The following is a 21,139-nucleotide window of genomic DNA, read 5'->3' on the forward strand; positions in this document are numbered from 1 at the left end:
GCGGTTAGGTAACCCTTTATCGCGCCTCGCCTTGTGCCAAAGCTTCCTCTGCATCCTCGATCTTCTTGACCATGGGCAGGTCCACCGCGGCGGCGATAATGGAATCGAGGAGGCCGGGAAAGCGGATGTCGAGATCGTCCCGCCGCAGCGTGATCAACCGGCTGGTGCCGGAGACCTCGGTACGCGTAATGCCCGCCTCGCGCAGCTTGGCCAGATGATAGCTGATATTGGTCTTGGAGCCGAAATCCGTGAAGTTTAGGCACATGGTCGGCCGTCCGTCGCGGCGGGCGAGATAGCCCACGATCGCCAGGCGCGTCGGATCGCCGAGGGCCGCGAGGACATTGGGCAGAGTGATCTGATCGGCGGTGGGATGCGGTAGGGTCATTGGATCAACAATTAGCAGTCTCGGCATATTGACACGGCGAGCAACCAAGTTCAATAGTTCAATATCTTTTGAACAAGCGAGGTCTCCCGATGGACAGGCGCATCATCTGGCTCGCCGTTGGCTCTTTCACGATGAGCACGGTCGGCTTCGTCTTTTCCAGCCTTCTGCCGTCGATCGCCGCCGACACGCACACGACCATTCCCCATGCGGGGCACCTGATCACGCTGTTCTCGCTTTCCTACGCCATCGGTGCGCCGCTGCTTTCGGCCCTGGCAGGCGCGGCGGACCGGCGTCGATTGCTGGTGGCTGCAATGCTCGTCTTCGTCGTCGGCAACTGCATCGCGGCGATGAGCGTCTCCTTCACCACGCTGCTGCTCGCCCAGATCGTGATGGGAATGGCAAGCGGACTGTTCGCCGCCACGGCTCAAGCGACGGCGGTTTCACTGGCAGGACCGGAGCACCGCGCATTGGCGATTTCCATCGTGGTGGGCGGCACCACATTCGCGGTGGCGCTCGGCGCGCCCCTCGGCGCGCTGATTGCCGCCTTCTGGGGATGGCGCGGCACGTTCGGGGCGGTCGCGCTGCTTGGGCTCACCTGCGCTGCCGTGCTCTGGTTGCGCCTGCCGCGTGGCCTCAGCGGAACGAAGCTGACAATGTCCGAGCGCTTCGGCGCCATCGGCCGTCCGGGCGTGGCCTCGTCGCTCATGGTGACGTTTCTCTATCTTACCGGCGGCTTCATAATCATCTCCTATCTCGCGCCGCTGGCGATCGACGGAGCCGGGCTTTCGCAGTTGGCGCTGCCGGGGCTGCTGCTCGCCTTCGGGGTCGGCGCGGTGATCGGCAATCTCTCCAGCGGCTATCTGGCCGACCGGCTCGGCGCCACGCGCGTGGTGACAGCTTCGCTCATCTCCGCGCTCGCTGTCTCGCTGATGATCGCCTTTGGCCTGCACTTCCTCACGCGCGATCTGGCCGCCCTGCTGCTGATCGGCATAATGGTGCCATGGGGGATCGTAGGATGGGCGTTCCCGCCGGCCCAGGCGAGCCGCATCGTCGGCTTCGCGCCGGAGGTTGCCCATCTGACCCTGTCGCTCAACGCCTCGGCGATCTATCTCGGCATCGCGACCGGCACGGCGATCGGCGGACGGGTGCTCGAGAATACGGCTGCCGCCGATCTCGGCTTCTTCGCGGCGCTGTTTCCGGTGGCTTCGCTCGCCGTCCTTTATGCAGGGCTGAGATCCCATCGGCGGCGCCTGGCAACTGCGGCGGCGGAATAGACGCACATGGTACGCGGGCCGCCGCGAAACAGCTTCCCGTTTCCGCATAGTCGCCGAGGCAGGCCAGCCTCGGTTCTCTCGATAAGCCCCGGACGGAAGTTTCGGGGCTTTTCTGTGCTTTTTTCCGTGCTTCTGGCCGGCAGCTCCCACCGCGTTATCTCACGGACCATATTCCCACTTGTCATCGCCGGCGTTATGTATATACATTAACAGCGAAGAAAGGGCGGTATAGATGGACGGAAACGACAACCCAAATTCTGCCGGAACCAGTCTCTGGCGCAATGCACGCCTTGCCACACTTCGCGAGGACCTGGGGCCACTCGGGGTCATCGAAAACGGCGTCATCGCCTTGCGCGGCGAGCGGATCGTCTATGCCGGCCCGGAGGCCGGTCTGCCATCGGAGCTTGCTCGCGCCGACCAGGTCTTCGATTGCGAAGGCCGCTGGGTCACCCCGGCGCTGATCGACTGCCACACGCATATCGTGCATGGCGGCAACCGCGCTCGGGAGTTCCAGCTCCGCCTTGAAGGCGCGACCTATGAGGAGATCGCCCGTGCCGGAGGCGGCATCGCTTCGACCGTCGCGGCAACCAACGCCCTTTCCGTCGACGCACTCGTGGAGGCCGCACTTCCACGGCTCGATGCCCTTCTCGCCGAAGGCGTGTCCACCGTCGAGGTCAAGTCGGGCTATGGCCTCAACGTCGAGGCCGAACTCAAGATGCTCCGCGCAGCCCGCCGGCTGGAAAGCCTGCGCCCGGTGCGCATCGTCACCACCTATCTCGCAGCCCATGCGACCCCGCCGGAATATCGCGGACGCAACGGCGACTACATCGCCGAGGTCGTCCTGCCGGGCCTGGTTGCGGCTCACGCCGAAGGGCTAGCCGACGCCGTCGACGGCTTCTGCGAAGGCATAGCCTTTTCGCCGGCGGAGATCGCTTCGGTCTTCGACAAGGCGAGGTCGCTCGGCCTGCCCGTGAAGCTTCACGCCGAACAGCTTTCGGATCTCGGCGGCGCAAAGCTCGCTGCTTCCTACGGCGCTCTGTCGGCCGACCACCTCGAATATCTCGACGCTGCGGGAGCCGCCGCCATGGCGAAGTCCGGCACGGTCGCCGTCCTCCTGCCCGGGGCTTTCTACACCCTCCGGGAAAAGCAGCTTCCGCCTGTCGAAGCACTCCGAGAAAACGGAACGCGCATCGCCATCGCCACCGATTGCAATCCCGGCACCTCGCCGCTGACCTCGCTGCTCCTCACCTTGAATATGTCCGCGACGCTTTTCCGCCTGACGCTGGAGGAATGCCTCGCAGGCGTTACCCGCGAGGCCGCCCGTGCGCTCGGCATCCTCGGAGAGACCGGCACGATTGAATCCGGCAAGTCTGCGGATCTTGCCATCTGGAACATCGATCAGCCGGCGGAATTGATCTACCGCATCGGTTTCAATCCTCTTCGGGAGCGGATCTTCAAGGGTGAAAGGATTCTCCGATGACCGTTATTCTCAGTCCCGGCTCCGTTTCGCTCAGTGACCTCGAAACGATCTACTGGACCGGCGCGCCGGCGCGCCTCGACCCCGCCTTCGATACCGGTATTGCCAAGGCCGCAGCGCGGATCGCCGAGATCGTGGCGGGCAATGCGCCCGTCTACGGCATCAATACCGGCTTCGGCAAACTGGCCTCGATCAAGATCGACAGCGCCGACGTGGCGACGTTGCAGCGCAATCTGATCCTCTCGCATTGCTGCGGCGTGGGCCAGCCGCTCACGGAAAACATCGTGCGCCTGATCATGGCGCTCAAGCTGATCTCGCTCGGCCGCGGCGCCTCCGGCGTGCGGCTGGAGCTTGTCCGGCTGATCGAAGCGATGCTGGACAAGGGCGTGATCCCGCTCATTCCCGAAAAAGGCTCGGTCGGTGCTTCTGGCGACCTGGCGCCGCTTGCCCATATGGCTGCGGTCATGATGGGCCATGGCGAAGCCTTCTTTGCCGGAGAACGCATGAAAGGCGACGCTGCATTGAAGGCGGCGGGGCTCTCCCCTGTAACGCTTGCCGCCAAGGAAGGCCTGGCGCTGATCAACGGCACGCAGGTCTCTACGGCTCTCGCGCTTGCCGGGCTCTTCCGTGCGCACCGCGCCGGCCAGGCCGCTCTCATCACCGGCGCCCTTTCAACCGATGCGGCCATGGGCTCTTCCGCCCCCTTCCATCCGGATATTCACACGCTGCGCGGCCATAAGGGCCAGATCGACACGGCCGCCGCCTTACGGCAGCTGCTGACCGGCTCCCCAATTCGCCAGAGCCATATCGAGGGCGACGAGCGGGTTCAGGATCCCTATTGCATCCGCTGCCAGCCCCAGGTCGACGGCGCCTGCCTCGATCTCCTGCGCTCCGTCGCAGCCACGTTGACGATCGAAGCCAATGCCGTCACCGACAATCCGCTGGTGCTTTCGGACAATTCCGTTGTTTCCGGGGGCAACTTCCATGCCGAGCCGGTCGCATTTGCCGCCGACCAGATCGCGCTCGCGGTGTGCGAAATCGGCGCCATCTCCCAGCGCCGCATCGCCCTTCTGGTCGACCCCGCGCTCAGCTACGGCCTGCCGGCCTTTCTGGCCAGGAAGCCGGGCCTCAACTCCGGACTGATGATCGCCGAGGTCACTTCGGCGGCACTGATGTCGGAAAACAAGCAGCTTTCCCATCCGGCCTCCGTCGACTCGACGCCGACCTCGGCGAACCAGGAGGACCACGTGTCCATGGCCTGCCACGGTGCGCGCCGGCTGCTCCAGATGACGGAAAACCTCTTTTCGATCATCGGCATCGAGGCGCTCGCCGCGGTGCAGGGCATCGAATTCCGCGCCCCGCTCACCACCAGCCCGGAACTTCAGAAGGCCGCCGCAGCCGTGCGCAGCGTCTCCTCCAGTATCGAGGAAGACCGCTACATGGCCGACGACCTCAAGGCCGCGGGCGATCTCGTCGCGTCGGGCCGGCTGGCTGCCGCCGTCTCCGCGGGCATTCTTCCGAAACTGGAGAACTGACATGGCCGTCTTCGAAGTCCGGCAGGGCAGCTCGCCCGTCATCCTGGGCTTTCCTCACACGGGCACCGACGTGCCTGCCTCCATCCGGGAACGCCTCAACGACAACGGCCGCGTCCTCGCCGACACGGACTGGCACATCCACGATCTCTACGAAGGCCTTCTGCCGGACGCGACGACGGTTCGCGCGACCTTTCACCGCTACGTCATAGACGCCAATCGCGACCCTGCAGGCGTCAGCCTCTATCCCGGCCAGAACACCACCGGGCTCGTGCCCGAAACCGATTTCGACGGTCAGCCTATCTGGAAGGAAGGCGAAGGACCGACGGAGGCCGACATCGCGGAGCGCCTGCGCGTGTTCCATGCGCCCTATCACGCGGCGCTCGCCGCAGAGATCGCCCGTGTCAAGGCGATCCACGGCGTGGCGGTGCTCTACGATTGCCATTCTATCCGCTCGCATATTCCCTTCCTCTTCGAAGGCCGCCTGCCGGACTTCAATATCGGCACCGATGCGGGAAAGACCTGCGCTCCTGAAATTGAGCAGGTGACCGCAGAAATCGCAGCCGGGGCAGACGGTTACAGCCATATTCTCAACGGCCGCTTCAAAGGTGGCTGGACGACCCGTCACTACGGCCGCCCGGAACAGGGCGTGCACGCGATCCAGATGGAACTGGCGCAATCGACGCATCTGGCGACGGAAGCACCGCCCTTCGCTTTGGACAAGGCGAAAGCCGACAGGCTTCGCCGTCCGCTGAAAACTATTCTGGAACGCATCGAAACAGTCGCTAACGAGCTCAAAAGGACAGGGAGCGAGGCATGAACATGAACAATCCGCGCCACAATATTCGCGAAGTACGCAGCCCGCGCGGCACCGAGATCAGCGCCAAGAGCTGGCTGACGGAAGCGCCGCTTCGCATGCTGATGAACAATCTCGACCCTGATGTCGCCGAAAACCCGCACGAACTCGTCGTCTATGGCGGCATCGGCCGCGCAGCCCGAACCTGGGCCGATTTCGACCGCATCGTCGCGTCGCTGAAGGACCTCAACGAAGACGAGACCCTCCTCGTCCAGTCCGGCAAGCCGGTCGGCGTCTTCCGCACGCACAAGGATGCTCCGCGCGTGCTGATCGCCAACTCCAATCTCGTGCCGCACTGGGCGACCTGGGATCATTTCAACGAGCTGGATAAGAAGGGTCTCGCCATGTACGGCCAGATGACCGCCGGCTCGTGGATCTATATCGGTACGCAAGGCATCGTGCAGGGCACCTATGAGACCTTCGTCGAGGCCGGCCGCCAGCATTATGGCGGCAACCTCAAAGGCAAGTGGATCCTGACGGGCGGTCTCGGCGGCATGGGTGGAGCCCAGCCGCTTGCGGCCGTCATGGCCGGCGCCTGCTGCCTTGCCGTCGAATGCAACCCTGACTCGATCGATTTCCGCCTGCGCACGCGCTACCTCGACGAGAAGGCCGAGACGCTCGAAGAAGCCATGGAAATGATCGAACGCTGGACCGAGGCCGGCGAGGCGAAATCGGTCGGCCTTTTGGGCAATGCGGCGGAAATCCTCCCCGAAATGGTCCGTCGCGGCATCCGCCCCGACATGGTCACGGACCAGACCTCGGCTCACGACCCGATCAACGGCTATCTGCCCAAGGGCTGGACGATGGCCGAATGGAAGGCCAAGCGCGAGAGCGACCCGAAGGCGGTCGAAAAGGCCGCCCGCGCCTCGATGCGCGACCATGTCGAGGCGATGCTCGCCTTCTGGGATTCCGGCGTCCCGACCCTCGACTACGGCAACAACATTCGCCAGGTGGCCAAGGACGAAGGCCTCGAGCGCGCCTTCGATTTCCCCGGCTTCGTGCCGGCCTATATCCGTCCGCTGTTCTGCAGGGGCATCGGCCCGTTCCGTTGGGCGGCGCTCTCCGGCGATCCGGAAGACATCTACAAGACCGACCGGAAGGTGAAGGAGCTGCTGCCGGACAACAAGCACCTGCACAACTGGCTCGACATGGCGCGCGAGCGCATCGCTTTCCAGGGCCTGCCCGCACGCATCTGCTGGGTCGGCCTCGGCGATCGTCACCGCCTCGGCCTCGCCTTCAACGAAATGGTGCGCAGCGGCGAACTGAAGGCCCCCATCGTCATCGGCCGCGACCATCTCGACTCCGGCTCGGTCGCCTCGCCGAACCGCGAGACCGAGGCGATGAAGGACGGGTCCGACGCCGTCTCAGACTGGCCGCTCCTGAACGCGCTTCTCAACACCGCCTCAGGCGCAACCTGGGTGTCGCTGCATCATGGCGGTGGCGTCGGCATGGGCTTCTCGCAGCATTCCGGCATGGTGATCTGCTGCGACGGTACGGACGATGCGGCGCGCCGCATCGAGCGGGTCCTGTGGAACGACCCGGCAACCGGCGTCATGCGCCACGCCGATGCGGGCTATGACATTGCGCTCGACTGTGCTCGTGAAAAAGGCCTGCGCCTGCCGGGCATATTGGGCGAATAAAAAGCGGACAGGTCGCCACGGCATCCTTCTGCCGCGTCTTCTTCAGGACGCAGACGCTTTTCCTCGGCCGTCGCCGTCGAGGAAAAGCAACAGCGAGAGGCCGGCGACGCCCGCAAGGGAGCTTAAAAGCGCAGTTCCCGAATAATCGCTGATGCGCGTTCCGAGCGCGAAAAGAACGGCGCCGAACCCCGCGCCCAGGAAGACGTTCACCGAGATCAACGAACTGCCCAGACCGGGCCGGTCCGCGATCAGTTCCTGCAGATAGGTGATCGGAATGCTGATCAGCGCCGCTGCGCCGAAAGCGCTGATCAGCGTCAACGCATAAATGTGCCAGCGCTCGGTCGAAAGCCCGAGCAGGGCCATGTTGACGACATAGATCGCCGTGCCGAGCGCGAGCGCATAGATATGGCTGAGCCGGTACTGGATACGTCCCCAGACCACGATGAACACCACCTCCAGCAAAGCGACGATACCGACGATGATGCCGATGTCGCTCACCTTGCCGCCGGCTGCACCGGTGACGATCAGCGGCAGCACCGCCGCATTGACGTGCAGCATTGACGAGATCAGGGCGGTGGCGAGAAGCCGCGCCAGAACGCGCAGCGACAATATCTCGCCGAAGGACGCGAGAAACGAGAGGCGTTTGCCCAAAGCACCGTCCACGCCCGCCTTCTCCGGCAGCAGCCGCAAGACGAGCACGAAATTGGCGAGGCAGCCGAGGCTTGCCAGAAGATAGGCCGGCAGCATGCTGCCGCGCGCCGATAGCACCAATCCGACCAGTCCGGGAACCAATACCCAGGAAAGCGATATGGCCGCGCGAATGCCGGAATTGACGACAGCCGCATGCCTGCCGCCCATGTCTTTCGCAGCCGTGCGGACATAGGCGAAGAGCAGCGGATTGAGTGCGCCGTGAACCGGCAACAGCATGAGGGCCGCGACCACGAAGCTCCCCTTCGTCGGCAGCAGATACACCGCCCCGTAACCCACGACCCCGCAGAGAATGACCGCCAGCATCAGTGTCCGGTAATTGCCGACGCGGTCGGCGACGATGCCGATCGTCACGCTGACCGCAACATTGACCAGCGCCGCTGCGAAGATCAGCGCCGAATAGAACCCGTCGCTCAATCCCAGTTCGGTGATGCCGACGACCGACTGGTAGGGCGACGTCGCGGCCCCCGAAAAGCCGAACAGAACGATGGCGATCATGCTTGTCCGGATGACCGGGTTGCGCATGGCGATCGAGAGCGGGGAAGACATCAGGGGGGGAAAGTCCGCGGAAGGGGAACGTCTTCATGAAACCCGCCCGGAGACCAGGGCGGGTTTACTATCTCAGGTCCAGCGGGCTGACAGGCTGGCGCTGGGGTGAAACTCGAAATCGCGGTCGAAGGGGAAGATCGGCCGCTGCCGGCGCAAGCTTTCCAGCTTCTCGATATCCTGATTGACGACGCCGTTCGTCAGCGCCATCAGGTTCGGATTGGCGATCGGCGCAAGCTCCGGCGAGAGATAACCGGACTTGACGACGAGCAGCCGCACGGTCTTCGGATCGAGACCGAGGAGGGCAAAGTCCTCGATGTTATGATAGGGGCGGCGCCGCGCCGACAACACGACCGCTATGCCCCCGACCTGAACCACCGCCTGCCGCTCGGCAACCGCTCCCGGATCATTCAGATGCACCACTTTGGCCTCGACCTCTGCGGACGGGCTGGACGGGTCGAGACTGCCGCCGATCCGCAAGGCCAGCGTCCCACCCGCGCCAGCCGCGAAACAGGCATTAACGGCCGGCCTATCGGCGATGCCGGCGATCAACGCATCGCGCCAGCCGCGCTCGAGAAGCGCGACCAACACATCCGCCCGGTCGCCGACCCCGCCACCCGTGGGGTTGTCGCCGGAATCGGCGAGGATTACCGGCGCCGTGGTCGCCCGCTCGGCGATGTCGAGCATGTCGGCAAGCGAGCCGGTGAGCGATCCGAAACGAAAATTGTCCCTCTGGTGCCAATAGTTTGCAGCGATTTCCTCAGCCGCCTTCGAGGCGGCGGCCTTGTCCGAGCCGGTGACGACGGCGCAGGCGGTCGCTCTCGGTTCATCGGCCCAGACGTAGCCCACCATCAGATTGGCGTCGAGGATGCCGGGCCGCCTGTCGAATTCAGGCAGGACGCGATAGAGGCTCGCCGCCGGCTCGTCCTCCGTCGAAGTGCGTTCTCCGGGAAGGAGAAGCGGAACAGGTGCCCAGGCGACACCGGGCCGCTTCCCGGAACGAAGCGTTTCCACCAGCATCGACCATGCCCGCACCATGGTCTCGCGCGTATCGATATGCGGCGCGGTCCGGTAGGCCGCGAAGATATCGACCTGGTCGATGATTCGCTGACTGACATTGCCATGGAGATCGTAGCTCACTGCAAGCGGGCAATCGGCGCCGATGACGGCGCGGGCGGCGGTGATCCAGTCGCCCTCGGCGTCGTCCATCCCATCGACCTTGATCGCGCCGTGCATGGCGAGATAGAGGCCGTCGAGAGGGAGCGCCGCTTTCAGGCGCTCCAGGAACTCGGTCTTGAAGGCGTCATAGGCCGGGCGCGAAACCGGTCCGCCGGGGACGGCCCTCGCATGCAGGAGCGGAAAGTGGCTTATCCCTTCGGCGCTGAGGAAGCCGAAATAATCCGACCGCAAGAGGTCCTCTCCCCTCAACACCCGGAAATCTTCGGCCGTCATCAGGACGGGCGAATAGGTGCTGCATTCCGTATGGATTCCACCGACCGCGATCCGCATGGCTCAACTCACAGAATGGGGCTCAATGGCGCGATCGCTGCAAAGCGCAGCCAATCCTTCTTGTCCTTCGGGGTCCAGGCGGCCTCGGCGATTGCCGGCAGCCTTGGAAAAACGAGGCGGTTGAAATATCCGCGCGACAGGAAATGCTCGGACCAGATGCAGGCCTGAACTCCTTTCATCCGGCTCTTCAGCTCTTCCGGGAACTCTCCTTCCGCCTCATAGGCATAGGTGTGCGCCGGCGTCGCCGTGCCGGCCCAGCTCGCGCCGGGCTCCTGCCAGGCATCCGACTGGGCCATGTCGAGATAATAGGCCTGGCCAGGGGTCATTACGACGTCGTAGCCTTCGCGCGCGAGCTCGATGCCGACTTTCGGGTTCTCCCAGGCCATCAGCAGCGTACCCTCGGTTCCGACGCCGCCGCCATGCGCGACCTCGTTCCAGCCGACGAGTTTGCGCCCGCGCGCCGTCAGCATCTGCTTCACCCTCTTGAGAAAATAGGACTGCAGCGCGAAGGTGCCGGAAATCCCTTCCTGCCCCATGAGTTTTCGCGCCAGCGGTGACGCGAGCCACGAGCCGTCGGCCACCTCGTCGCCGCCGATATGGATATATCGGCTGGGGAAGAGCTCGACCATTTCGTCGAACACCTTCTCGAGGAATTCGTAGGTGAGCGGGATGGCCGGGTTGAGGGCATTGTTCGGGTAGCCCTGGACCGAGTGGTAGCTTTCCGGCGCCTCCTGGCCGTCGGAGAGTTCGGGAAGAGCCACGAGCGCGGCAGTGCTGTGGCCGGGTATGTCGATCTCCGGGACGACTTCGATGCTGAGTGCCTCGGCATGCGCGACGATCGCCTTCACGTCCGCCTGGCTATAGAAGCCGCCGACCGGTTCGGCGCCGTTGCCGAGTTGAGGCAGCATGGGCTCGTCCGGGCCGCGCATGACGCCGAGTGTCGTCAGCGTCGGATAGGCCTTGATTTCCAGCCGCCAGGCTTCGTCGTCGGTCAGGTGCCAGTGGAAGATGTTGAGCTTGAACCAGGCGAGAATATCGATGAGGCGCAGGATGTCGGCGGGAGGGTAGAATTGCCGCGAGACGTCGAGATGACAGCCGCGCCAGCCGTAGCGTGGCCGATCCGCGATTGCGCCGGCGGCGGGAAACCTGAATTCGCCTCCGTGGTTTCGCGCGCCGTCGATCAACTGCGCGAGCGTCGTCAGGGCATATTGCCTGCCTGCCGCCGCTCCATATTCAAGCCGTATCTCCCGCTCGGAAAAGGCAAGCCTGTAGGCTTCGCCTTCGAGTTCCGCTTTCTTCGTGAAGACGATCGGCAGCCCTTGCGAGGACGGCGCAAGACTGAAGGGAGCATGTCCGGCCGAAAACAGCCTATGGAAGAGCGCAAGGACGTTGGAAACGGCATCGATCTCGTCCGCATTGCTGCCCGCTGCGGGATAGAGGACGTCCGGGACCGCGTCCCCGGGCGCCGCGTCGATCTCGGCAGGCCAGGGCTGCAGTGCGAAAGGAAGTTCGAGCCAGCCTTCCGGAAGACGCACCGGCGGCGGTTCGCTCATGGCGCCTTCGAGACGCAGATCGGAGACCGCCACAGGAACATGTCTGCCATCGGCGAGCGTCAGATAGGCCGATTTCGCCCCGTCGGTGCAATGCTTCGCCTCGCGGTGCAGACCACTGACGGTGAACGTCCAGTGTTCGCCATGGGCGAGCGTCAGTCCGTCGGGTGGCGCGAATTCATGGAAATTGGCGTTGCGGCGCAGGAAGACCGCGTTTTCGCAAGCGGCCCCGTCGATGACGCGGGTGAGCGATGTGTAAACCAGCCGGAAGGCGCTGAGCGGCCCGCCCGAGAGATTGAAGAGGCTGAAGGTGAAGCGCCCGAACGGGCCGCCATCCGGTTGCCAGGCAGATTCAAGGCGATAGAGAACCGGCAGCATGAACATCCTCCCAAGCTGGGTTTGTCAGTAATGGATCGATTGCGAGAAGGTCCGCGCGACTTCCGCCTGTCCTGCGGTCAGCCCGCAGTCGACCGGCAGGCAGATGCCGGAAATGGCTCCGGCGGCGGGGCTGGCAAGGAAATGCACCGCTTCGGCGACGTCCTTCGGCTCGACGATACGCTGCAAGGGATACCAGCGCTTCGCCTCCTCGAAGACCTGCGCATTGGCGGCCGCGCGTGCCTCCCAGGCCTGCGTGCGCACCGTCGCCGGCGCCACCGCATTCGCGCGGATGCCGAACTTGCCGTATTCGACGGCGATCAGTCGCGTCAGGTGCAGAAGGCCCGCCTTGGCGGCGCTATAGGCAGGATGGCCGAAAACATTCATGCCGTTCACGGAGGCGATGTTGACGACCGAGCCCCTGCTCTCTTTCAGCATTTCCTCGACTGCCCGGAAACAGAGAAAGGCCGCTTCGAGGTTGAGTGCGTTGTCCATGCGCCAGATGTCCTGCGTGGTGTCGTGCAGGCTGACCGCGCGGGCGGCACCCGCATTGTTCACGAGGGTGCGCACGGTACCGACGGATGCGGCAGCCTCCGCCATTGCGGCCACGCTTGCGGCGTCCGTCACATCGCAGGAAACGGACAGGAAGCGCTCCGTTCCGCCGAGATCAAGCGCCGTCTTCTTCGCCGCCTCACCGTTGATGTCGGCTAGGAGAACGATATCGTGTCCGTCGCCCAGGCGCGCGGCAATGGCGCGGCCGATGTCGCCGGCAGCTCCTGTGACGATCGCTACGGATTTCGGCATGGGCCTTCCTTCTGACACGTCAGTCTCCGAGAAGCTGTCGGTCGTCGCCATCCCTGTGCACCACCAGCTGCTGCTTGATGCGCCTGAGCGTCACCGTCGCCTGCGGCTGGACGCGATAGGCGACGAGGCTCGCGACGATATCGAGCACTGCGAGATAGGCGATACGGGTGGAGGTCGGACGATAGATGTTGTTTCCTTCCGGCAGGTCGACCGGCACGGTGATATCGGCGGCCTGCGCGACCGGACTGCCGCTCTGGGTAAGGGCGATCGTCGGCACCTCGGCCTCGCGCGCAAGCGTGAAGGCGCGCACCATCTCCGCATTGCGTCCCGAAAAGGAGGAACCAACAATGACGTCGGCCGGCCGCGCGGCCGCCGCCATCATCATCTGCATGCTGTGATCGGAACTCGCGGTGATGCGCAATCCCAATCGAAAAAGACGGTTCTGGAACTCCCCGGCGATCATCGAGGAGTTGCCGCCGGAGCCGAAGGCATAGATCATTTCCGCTTGCGCGAGCCGGTCGGCTGCGCGCTCGATCGCTGCAAGGTCGAGCGAACGGTGCAGCAGAAAGAGCGCATTCTGCGCCTTGGTGATGATGTCCTGCGCCACATCGCCGGGCTCCTGGCTCTTCGGCTCGGGCTTCAGGTAGCGCATGCCGACATAGGGGGTGCGTGCCAGCTGCACCTTGAAATCGGAAAAGCTCTCGCAGCCGAGGCGTCGGCAGAATCGCGTGACCGTCGGCGGCGAAACGTCGGCCTTGCCGGCAAGCTCGATGATGGAAGCGTTCACCGCAAACTCGAAATCATTGAGCAGGATATCGGCAATGCGGTTTTCCGATTGGGATAACCGCCCCTTCTCCTCCTGCAGTGTCGCGAAAATATCCATCGAACGGCGCCCTTCCCTATTCAGGCGTCCTTCGGCTTGTAGGCGACGCAATCGATCTCCACCTTGCAATCGACCATCATGGAGGACTGTACGCAGGCGCGCGCCGGCGGATGAGCTCCGAAATATTCCTGATAGATCCGGTTGAAGCTCCAGAAATCGCGCGGATCGTCCAGCCAGACGCCAACTCTCACCACGTGCTCGACACCGTAACCGGCCTCTTTCAAGATGGCCAGAAGATTGCCGATCGCCTTGTGAGTCTGGGCGACGATGTTGCCGCCGATGATCTCGCCGTTTTCCATCGCCACCTGACCCGAGACGTGAAGCCAGCCGCCCGCCTCGACGGCACGTGCGAAAGGCAATGTTTTTCCGCCTGCGCCAACCTGTTCGGCACCATAGCGCTTGATCGACATCGAGGACCCGTTCTGCAAATTATTTTCTTTATCCGTTGACAAATGACCATAGAATACGGAATTTGACCAGTGAAAATCATCATTTATGAAAAGAATTTCAATCCAGGCGAAAATACATGCGGAATCCCTTCCAGAATCCGTTTCCAGATAGCGACACGGCCCGCCACTCCATATGGGAGATGCTGGTCACCCGCGATATCGACGCATTCCTGGCCGCCGATTGGTCGATGGTAGCCGACGATTTCGTCGAGGAGAGCTTCATCGGCATCGACGGACGGCGGGAGACGAACCCGGACAAATGGCGGCTCACCTTTCCCTCGCTCGCCGTCTATCGGGACGAATGGCTGCGCCAGGCGCGGGACTTCGCCGGGCAGTCCTTTGCCGAGGATCCGCGGGAAGCGATCTTCGCCACCACGACCCTGGAAGACATCGAGGTCGACGGTGAGCTTGCCCTTGCGCGCAAGAAATTCGACGGGGGATTGAAGAAAGCGGACGGCACGTTCGATATAATGAAGTGGCAGACGGTTTACTATTGCCGCCTCCACCGGGGCCGGTGGAAAATATGCGGCTTCACCGGCTATCTCCCCAATCCGATGGGGTCGAACTGAGTTGAGGGACAAGGCGAAGCCATTGCGCATCTTCACGGCGGCGCTCGCGACCGAGACGAACACTTTCTCTCCCATCTGGATCGACAGGCGCGCATTCGAGGCATCGCTTTACGCTCCGCCAGGAAAGCACCCGGAAACTCCGACGCTCTGCACGGCGCCGATCACGGTCGGCCGCCGCGTGACCGCGCAAAAAGGCTGGGAACTGATCGAAGGCACCGCTGCCTGGGCTGATCCTGCCGGTCTCGTCAATCGGCAGACCTATGAGGATCTGCGTGACGAGATTCTCGGCCAATTGCGTGCCGCCCTGCCCGTCGATGCCGTCGTTCTCGGCCTGCATGGGGCAATGGTCGCGGACGGCTGCGAGGATACCGAAGGCGACCTGCTTCAGCGCGTGCGCGAAATCGTCGGTCCGGACGTGCTCGTCTGCGCCGAACTCGACCCACACAGCCACCTCACTGCAAGGAGAGCGGCGGCCGCGGATTTCTTCGTCTTCTTCAAGGAGTTCCCGCACACCGATTTCGTCGAGCGCGCCGAAGACCTCTGGCGGATCGCGATCGATAAGCTCGAGGGCCGCGTAGAGCCGGTAATGTCCATCTTCGACTGCCGGATGATCGACGTCTTCCCCACCTCGCGCGAGCCCATGCGCAGCTTCGTCGACAAGCTGATACAGATCGAGCGGGACGATGCCGATGTGCTGTCATTGTCCGTCGTGCATGGCTTCATGGCCGGCGACGTGGCGGAAATGGGTACCAAGATGCTGGTCGTGACCAACGGCAAGGCGGAGAAAGGCGAGGCACTCGCCCGTGAACTGGGTCTGGAGCTCTTCTCCCGGCGGGGCACCTATCGCATGCCGGAGATCGACGAACGCCAGGCGGTGGCACAGGCGCTGGCGGCTCCAGCCGGGCCTGTGGTGATTGCCGATATGTGGGATAATCCAGGCGGCGGCACGGCGGGCGATGCGACGGTCGTGCTGGAGGAACTCATTGCGAAGAACGCGACCGACACGGCGATCGGCACGATCTGGGATCCAATGGCCGTGCAGATCTGCATGGCGGCCGGCGAAGGCGCCGAGATCCCCTTGCGCTTCGGCGCGAAATCCGCGCCCGGCACGGGGCGGCCGATCGATGGCATCGTCAAGGTCGTCAAGCTGGTGCGCAATGCTGAAATGCGCTTCGGCGAGAGCTTCGCTCCCTTCGGCGACGCCGTTCACATACGCGTCCACGGCATCGACATCATCCTGAACACGACGCGCGCCCAGAGCTTCGACCCGAGCCTTTTCTCCGTGATGGGCATCGACCCCACGTCGAAAAAGATCCTCGTGATCAAATCCACGAACCACTTCTTCGCGTCATTTTCCAGGATCGCGTCCGAGATCCTCTATTGCTCTGCCGGGACACCCTACCCCAACGACCCGGCGAGGACTCCCTATCGGCGCGCAAGGCGCGACATCTGGCCGATGGTCACCGACCCGCACGGGTTCGAAACGACGGCCTGAGCCGAGCGCCATCACCTGGCGGATGAGGAAAAGCGTGTGCGGTTTTCCGCCCGCATCCCCGCCTTATCGGCATCGATCCCGTTCAGAATTTCCGGTCGACCCGACCCGAAAGCATTGTGATCTAGCACCCCTCCAGCCACGCGAAGATACTCTTCGCGAAGCTTCGTGGCACGACGAACTCTCCGTCGCGCTCCGAGGATCGTGTGAACATCACCGGGATGCGGTGAAGCGAGGAAAAGGCGGCAAATCCCAGCGTCCGGTCCCAGTCAATCGCCAGGCACCTGGATATGACTTCACGCAGATCAGGCGCAGCGATCTCGATACGCACCCGCCCCTCGCCGAGATCCAGCCTGCAGCCGAGTTCGGCCGGGATGCCTGAGCCGATCGCCGATGAGCGTCCCTCGGGGAAAATCCAGAAACGGCGCGGTCCGGCGCGCACGACCTTCAACCCTTCGCGGCCGACCATTTCGCCGACCTGCTTTGGCAACGGGCAACCGATCTCCCGGGCGAGCGCCGGCTCGAACGCCGCCAATGCGCCGTCCCATGCATCGCATTGAATGAGCGGACATGGCGATTGCTTCAGCACCATGCGCGCGGCGGATGGGATATCAACCATGTATGCGTTCTCCGGCCGGATCGAGAAAGACGGGCGAAACGACGCGAGCGCGCACGACTTCGTCCTTCATGGGATAGGAAGCAATCACCTCGTCGCCTTCGAAGTCGGCGGCGAGGAGGCCCAGGCCGATGTAGCAATCCAGCTCCGGGCTGTAGGTGACGGACGTCATGCGGCCGCGGCCGTGCCCTTCGAGGGGCTCTCCCGGCGCGAACAGAAGCGCTCCGCCGCGAAGCCGTTTGCCGGTCTCGATGCATTTCAGGCCGACCAGCCGTTGACGATCGGGAACCTGAAAGGCCACCCGGCGGCTCAGGGCCTCTCCGACATAGCCGCTGCGCTTGGCGACCATCCGTCCCATGCCCAGGTCCGAAAGCGTCGTTCTGCCGTCGATTTCGGGCCCGGCCACGTGGCCCTTTTCGATGCGCAGAGCACCAAGCGCCTCGACGCCGTAGGGTTTCAGTCCATGGGGCGCGCCGACATCGATGAGGTGACGCCAGGCATTCTCGCCGTTCGAGGCCCCGACGTAGACCTCGTAGGCGCGCTCGCCCGAATAGCTGAGGCGTATGATCATCAAGTGACTGTCCTTGAACGTTCCCTCCACGAGAGCCATGTGCGGCAGCGCTTCGCTGGAAAAATCGATATCCGGGAATGCCGCCGCGATGACCTTGCGGCTCTCGGGTCCCGCGACCGACATGCCCGCCCACTCGTCGCTGACCGACGAAACGGAGACACGCAGATCCGGCCACGCCGTATCCAGGAGGAATTCGAGCCAGGAAAGCACGTCCGCCGCCTTGGCGGTCGAGGTCGTCATGAAGAAGCGGTCCGGTCCGAGACGCGTCGTCGTTCCGTCGTCGAAGACGATGCCGTCGTCGCGCAGCATGACGCCGTAACGCGCCCGCCCGACCCTGAGACTTGCGAAACCGTTGGCGTAGACCCTGTCGAGAAAGACTGCCGCGTCCGGTCCCTGGATGTCGATCTTTCCGAGCGTCGAGATGTCCATGATGCCCGCCGCGGACCGAACATGCCGCATTTCGCCGACGTAAGCCGCGTTCACGTCCTTCCCGGAGGCTTCGTAAAACCACGGGCGCATCCAGAGGCCGACCTCGGTCATCTGTGCGCCGTTTGCCCTATGCCAGTCATGAATCGGCGTAAGTCGGTAAGGCCGGAAGTGACGACCGGTCGAACGCCCGGCAATCGCGCCGATCGCCACCGGGGTGTAGGGCGGACGGAAGGTGGTCGTTCCCGAATCCGGCACCGCAATGCCGCGCAGCTTCGCCATCACCTTCAAGGCGTTGATGTTGCTGGTCTTGCCCTGGTCCGTTCCCATGCCGAGCGTCGTATAGCGCTTGAGATGCTCGACCGATTCGTAGCCTTCCCGCTGCGCCAGCTGGATGTCGTCGAGCGTGACGTCCATCTGGAAATCGACGAACGCTTTGCGCTGACCGAGGACCGGCTTGTAGGACGTTGTCGGCGCCTCCGCTTCGTCGATCTCCAATGCGGGGGCATCCGGCAAGGTCCCGACCCGTCCGGCAACGGCCGCCGCCGCGCCGCCTGCCCGGGAACCCTCGGCAATGGCCGCAGACACGCTCATGCTCCCTGCCGCCGCACCCGCAACGAACTGGCTGTCAGGGAGCCTTCCCGGAACAAATGCGTCGATATCGGCCCGGTAGACTGGTCTAGCCCCCTGATGCGATGTCAGGTGCAGAACCGGTGACCAGCCTGCGGACATACCGACCAGATCGCAGCCGACGCTGGTCGTGCCCTCCTTTCCTGCGAGGACGACACCCCTTACCGCGAGTTTGCCTTTCACATCCACCACATTCGTCGCGACACGAACCTCTGCGCCCATTTGCATCGCTTTCTCCCGCAGCGTCGGTTCCAAAGTCGCCCGGGCGTCTGCGATCGTGACGCGTGCCCCTTTTGCGAGGAGATCGAACGCGGTGAGGTAGGCGCTGTCATCGGCGGCCGCGATGACGACGTTCCGGCCGGGCAGGACCGAATAGCGATTGACATAGGTCCTGATCGCCGAGTTCAGCATGACGCCGGGCCTGTCATTGTTCGAGAAGACCATCGGCCGCTCGATCGCGCCGGTCGCGAACACGATGCTCCGCGCGCGCAGCAACGTGAAGGTCTTCCTTGCCTTGCCTGTGCCGCCGCCGGCGAAGGGGTCCGCATTTTCGATCAGGGCGAGCGTATTCCCGTCATAGAGCCCGAAAGCGGTCGTGCGCCGCATGACGCGCACGTTCGGCATGGCCTCGAGCTCGGTCCGCATCGCGTCGAGCCATGTCGCTCCCGCGGCTTCGCAGAGCAACTGCCCTCCAATCGCGAAGTCCTGCTCTACCAGCAGCACGCGTGCGCCGGCATGGGCGGCGGTCCAGGCGGCGGAAAGTCCGGCGGGCCCGCTGCCGACGACCGCCACATCCGTGAAATCGTCACGGGCGTCGTACAGGTCCGGATCAGGCATCGTCGTCGCTTTGCCGAGACCCGCAGCTTTCCGGATGAAGTGCTCATAGAACATCCAGGCCCGTCGACCCGGTCCCATGAAGGTCTTGTAATAGAACCCCGAGGAAAGAAGCGGACCGAAGAGGCTGTTGACGCTTTGGATATCGAAATGCAGGGATGGCCAGTTGTTCTGGCTTGCCGCTGCCAGGCCGGATGTCAGCTCGAGCATCGTCGCCGGCAGGTTCGGCTCGCGAAGCGCACCCGCCCCGACCGTCACCAAAGCATTCGGCTCTTCCGCGCCGGCTGAGAGGATGCCGCGGGGGCGATGATATTTGAAGCTTCTGCCGACCAGCGAGACCCCGCTCGCCAGCAGGGCGGAAGCGAGGGTATCGCCTTTGAATCCCGTATATCGGCGGCCATCGAACGTAAACTCGAGGGCCTGCGAGCGGTCGAGATACCCGCCTGACTCAAGCCGCTTTTCGGTGATTGTCATGCCCGCTGCCTTCTTGAAAAACTGACCGAATGGATCGCATGCGTGACGGTATCGCGCTCGACGACGAGCCATTGCCGGCAGCCCAGAACGTGCTGCCAGTATTCCCGATGCACGCCTTTCGGATTGGTCCGCACATACACATAGCGGTACCAGGCATCGGCATCCGGATCGTCTTGGGCGGGCCGCTCGGCAGTCGCGTCGCCCCCGTAACGGAATTCGGTATGATCGCGCACGCCGCAGCAGGGGCAGTCTATGCGAAGCATGTCGCTCTCCTATTGAAGCCAGGCGAAGGGGCCGGCACCCGCTTCGTCGATAATGTGCCCGCTGCGGAAACGTCCCAGCCCATAGCCGCGGACAAGCGGCGGTGTCTCGCCCGTCGCCAGCATCTCGGCAAAGCACCAGCCGGATGCCGGCGTCGCCTTGAAGCCGCCGTAGCACCAGCCGCCGTTCAGGTAGAGGCCGTCGGCGGGCGTCGGCGAAATGATCGGGCTGGCATCCGGAGTCATGTCCATGATGCCGCCCCAGTGTCGCAGCAGGCGCAGACGTGAGATGTTCGGCATCAGCGCGATCGCCGCTTCGCAAACCTCCTTCAGCACCCCGGTATTGCCGCGCTGCGAGTAGGAGTTGTATCCGTCGAGATTGCCGCCAAAGACCAGGCCGCCCTTGTCCGATTGGCTGAGATAGAAGTGGTCCGCCCCGTAAGCGATAACATGGTCGACCAGCGGCTTGACCGGCTCGGTCACGAAAGCCTGGAGCAGGTGGCTCTCGATCGGGAGTTCCAGCCCTGCCTTCTGGGCAAGGACGGAGGTGTGACCGGCCACCGCCAGACCGACCCGGCCGGCACCGATACGGCCGCGGGGCGTTTCGACGCCAACGATCCGCTCGCCCTGCCGCACGAAGTCCGTCACTTCGCAGCCCTCGATGATGTCTACGCCGTGGCCGCTTGCCGCGCGCGCATAGCCCCATGCCACGGCATCGTGGCGGGCGGTGCCGGCCCGCCCCTGAAAAATCGCTCCATGGATCGGGAAGCGGGCCGTGTCGGAAAAGCCGAGATAGGGCACGAGCTTGCGCACATCCTGACGGCCAAGGATCTCCGCATCGATGCCGTTCGAGCGCATGACGTTGGCGCGGTGGCTGAACGTGTCGAGCTGATCCGCCGAATGCGCCGTTACAAGTTGGCCGCGCTGCGAGAACATGACGTTGAAGTTGAGGGCGGCGGACATTCCCTCCCAGAGTTTCATGGAAAATTCGTAGAACTGGGTATTGCCGTCGAGCAGGTAGTTCGAGCGGATGACCGTGGTATTGCGCCCCACATTGCCACCGCCGATGTAGCCCTTTTCCAGCACGGCGACATTGCGGACGCCGTGGTTCTCAGCGAGGTAGAAAGCGGTTGCGAGGCCGTGTCCGCCGCCGCCGATGATGACGACGTCATAGGCGGACTTCGGCGTGGCGGCGCGCCAGGCGCGCTGCCATCCCCTGTTGCCTGTTGCTGCGTGGCGCAGCAGCGAGAAGACCGAATAGCGGCTCATGACGGAAGTC

General features: G+C 63.9%; 18 protein-coding genes. 7 read left to right on the plus strand and 11 right to left on the minus strand.

Translation table 11 applies throughout. The annotated features are described in order from the left end of the window. Positions 1 to 16: 16 nt before the first annotated feature. Positions 17 to 385 (minus strand): ArsR/SmtB family transcription factor, encoded by a 369-nt coding sequence (locus AC5J09_RS08025; protein WP_494297349.1) that lies wholly within the window; start codon positions 383 to 385, stop codon positions 17 to 19. Between the two features lie 89 nt (positions 386 to 474). On the opposite strand from AC5J09_RS08025, the gene AC5J09_RS08030 reads away from it, so the two are divergent. The 5 genes from AC5J09_RS08030 to hutU all read left to right on the plus strand — a co-directional run bounded on the left by AC5J09_RS08030 (position 475) and on the right by hutU (position 7,164). After that, positions 475 to 1,659: an MFS transporter gene (locus AC5J09_RS08030; RefSeq protein ID WP_494297350.1), complete on the plus strand. Its 1,185-nt coding sequence runs from the start codon at positions 475 to 477 to the stop codon at positions 1,657 to 1,659. A gap of 232 nt (positions 1,660 to 1,891) precedes the next feature. Next, positions 1,892 to 3,139, plus strand: a complete 1,248-nt coding sequence (hutI, locus tag AC5J09_RS08035; RefSeq protein WP_494297351.1) for an imidazolonepropionase — start codon at positions 1,892 to 1,894, stop codon at positions 3,137 to 3,139. After that, positions 3,136 to 4,671: a histidine ammonia-lyase gene (hutH, locus tag AC5J09_RS08040; RefSeq protein ID WP_494297352.1), complete on the plus strand. Its 1,536-nt coding sequence runs from the start codon at positions 3,136 to 3,138 to the stop codon at positions 4,669 to 4,671. The genes hutI and hutH overlap by 4 nt, the downstream gene beginning before the upstream one ends. Position 4,672: 1 nt before the next feature. Beyond that, the gene (gene hutG, locus AC5J09_RS08045; protein WP_494297353.1) at positions 4,673 to 5,488 is read left to right on the plus strand and encodes an N-formylglutamate deformylase; all 816 of its coding nucleotides are present in this window, start codon (positions 4,673 to 4,675) and stop codon (positions 5,486 to 5,488) included. Positions 5,489 to 5,490: 2 nt separating this feature from the next. Further along, positions 5,491 to 7,164, plus strand: a complete 1,674-nt coding sequence (hutU, locus tag AC5J09_RS08050; protein WP_494297663.1) for a urocanate hydratase — start codon at positions 5,491 to 5,493, stop codon at positions 7,162 to 7,164. A 42-nt stretch (positions 7,165 to 7,206) separates the two neighbouring features. On the opposite strand, the gene AC5J09_RS08055 is transcribed toward hutU, so the two are convergent. The 6 genes from AC5J09_RS08055 to AC5J09_RS08080 all read right to left on the minus strand — a co-directional run bounded on the left by AC5J09_RS08055 (position 7,207) and on the right by AC5J09_RS08080 (position 13,949). Then, positions 7,207 to 8,421, minus strand: a complete 1,215-nt coding sequence (locus AC5J09_RS08055) for an MFS transporter (protein ID WP_494297354.1) — start codon at positions 8,419 to 8,421, stop codon at positions 7,207 to 7,209. A gap of 72 nt (positions 8,422 to 8,493) precedes the next feature. Further along, on the minus strand, positions 8,494 to 9,927 hold the full coding sequence (locus AC5J09_RS08060) for a M81 family metallopeptidase (protein WP_494297355.1): 1,434 nt from the start codon (positions 9,925 to 9,927) through the stop codon (positions 8,494 to 8,496). An 8-nt stretch (positions 9,928 to 9,935) separates the two neighbouring features. Beyond that, on the minus strand, positions 9,936 to 11,855 hold the full coding sequence (locus AC5J09_RS08065; RefSeq protein WP_494297356.1) for a beta-N-acetylhexosaminidase: 1,920 nt from the start codon (positions 11,853 to 11,855) through the stop codon (positions 9,936 to 9,938). A gap of 24 nt (positions 11,856 to 11,879) precedes the next feature. Beyond that, a complete protein-coding gene (locus AC5J09_RS08070; protein ID WP_494297357.1) occupies positions 11,880 to 12,656 on the minus strand; it encodes an SDR family oxidoreductase in 777 nt (258 codons plus the stop codon). 19 nt (positions 12,657 to 12,675) lie between these two features. After that, positions 12,676 to 13,539, minus strand: coding sequence for a MurR/RpiR family transcriptional regulator (locus tag AC5J09_RS08075; RefSeq protein WP_494297358.1), 864 nt, complete (start codon positions 13,537 to 13,539; stop codon positions 12,676 to 12,678). 20 nt (positions 13,540 to 13,559) lie between these two features. Continuing rightward, the gene (locus AC5J09_RS08080; protein WP_003534336.1) at positions 13,560 to 13,949 is read right to left on the minus strand and encodes a RidA family protein; all 390 of its coding nucleotides are present in this window, start codon (positions 13,947 to 13,949) and stop codon (positions 13,560 to 13,562) included. A 116-nt stretch (positions 13,950 to 14,065) separates the two neighbouring features. Here AC5J09_RS08080 and AC5J09_RS08085 point away from each other — a divergent pair, with 116 nt between their 5' ends. Both AC5J09_RS08085 and AC5J09_RS08090 read left to right on the plus strand, forming a co-directional pair. Further along, positions 14,066 to 14,557: a hypothetical protein gene (locus tag AC5J09_RS08085; RefSeq protein ID WP_338281384.1), complete on the plus strand. Its 492-nt coding sequence runs from the start codon at positions 14,066 to 14,068 to the stop codon at positions 14,555 to 14,557. 22 nt (positions 14,558 to 14,579) lie between these two features. After that, positions 14,580 to 16,052 carry a M81 family metallopeptidase gene (locus AC5J09_RS08090; protein ID WP_494297359.1) on the plus strand — a complete coding sequence of 491 codons (1,473 nt, stop codon included), beginning with the start codon at positions 14,580 to 14,582 and terminating at the stop codon, positions 16,050 to 16,052. 121 nt (positions 16,053 to 16,173) lie between these two features. On the opposite strand, the gene AC5J09_RS08095 is transcribed toward AC5J09_RS08090, so the two are convergent. From AC5J09_RS08095 to AC5J09_RS08110, 4 genes are read right to left on the minus strand one after another with little or no spacing between them, the layout of a single operon-like run. After that, positions 16,174 to 16,668 carry a sarcosine oxidase subunit gamma gene (locus tag AC5J09_RS08095; RefSeq protein ID WP_494297360.1) on the minus strand — a complete coding sequence of 165 codons (495 nt, stop codon included), beginning with the start codon at positions 16,666 to 16,668 and terminating at the stop codon, positions 16,174 to 16,176. Further along, positions 16,661 to 19,600: a sarcosine oxidase subunit alpha family protein gene (locus AC5J09_RS08100; RefSeq protein ID WP_494297361.1), complete on the minus strand. Its 2,940-nt coding sequence runs from the start codon at positions 19,598 to 19,600 to the stop codon at positions 16,661 to 16,663. The genes AC5J09_RS08095 and AC5J09_RS08100 overlap by 8 nt, the downstream gene beginning before the upstream one ends. Further along, positions 19,597 to 19,863 (minus strand): sarcosine oxidase subunit delta, encoded by a 267-nt coding sequence (locus AC5J09_RS08105; RefSeq protein ID WP_494297362.1) that lies wholly within the window; start codon positions 19,861 to 19,863, stop codon positions 19,597 to 19,599. The genes AC5J09_RS08100 and AC5J09_RS08105 overlap by 4 nt, the downstream gene beginning before the upstream one ends. 9 nt (positions 19,864 to 19,872) lie before the next feature. Beyond that, complete coding sequence (locus AC5J09_RS08110) at positions 19,873 to 21,129, minus strand: sarcosine oxidase subunit beta family protein (RefSeq protein WP_494297363.1); 1,257 nt, start codon at positions 21,127 to 21,129, stop codon at positions 19,873 to 19,875. Between the last annotated feature and the right edge of the window lie 10 nt (positions 21,130 to 21,139).

It is taken from the genome of Sinorhizobium sp., from assembly GCF_059070375.1.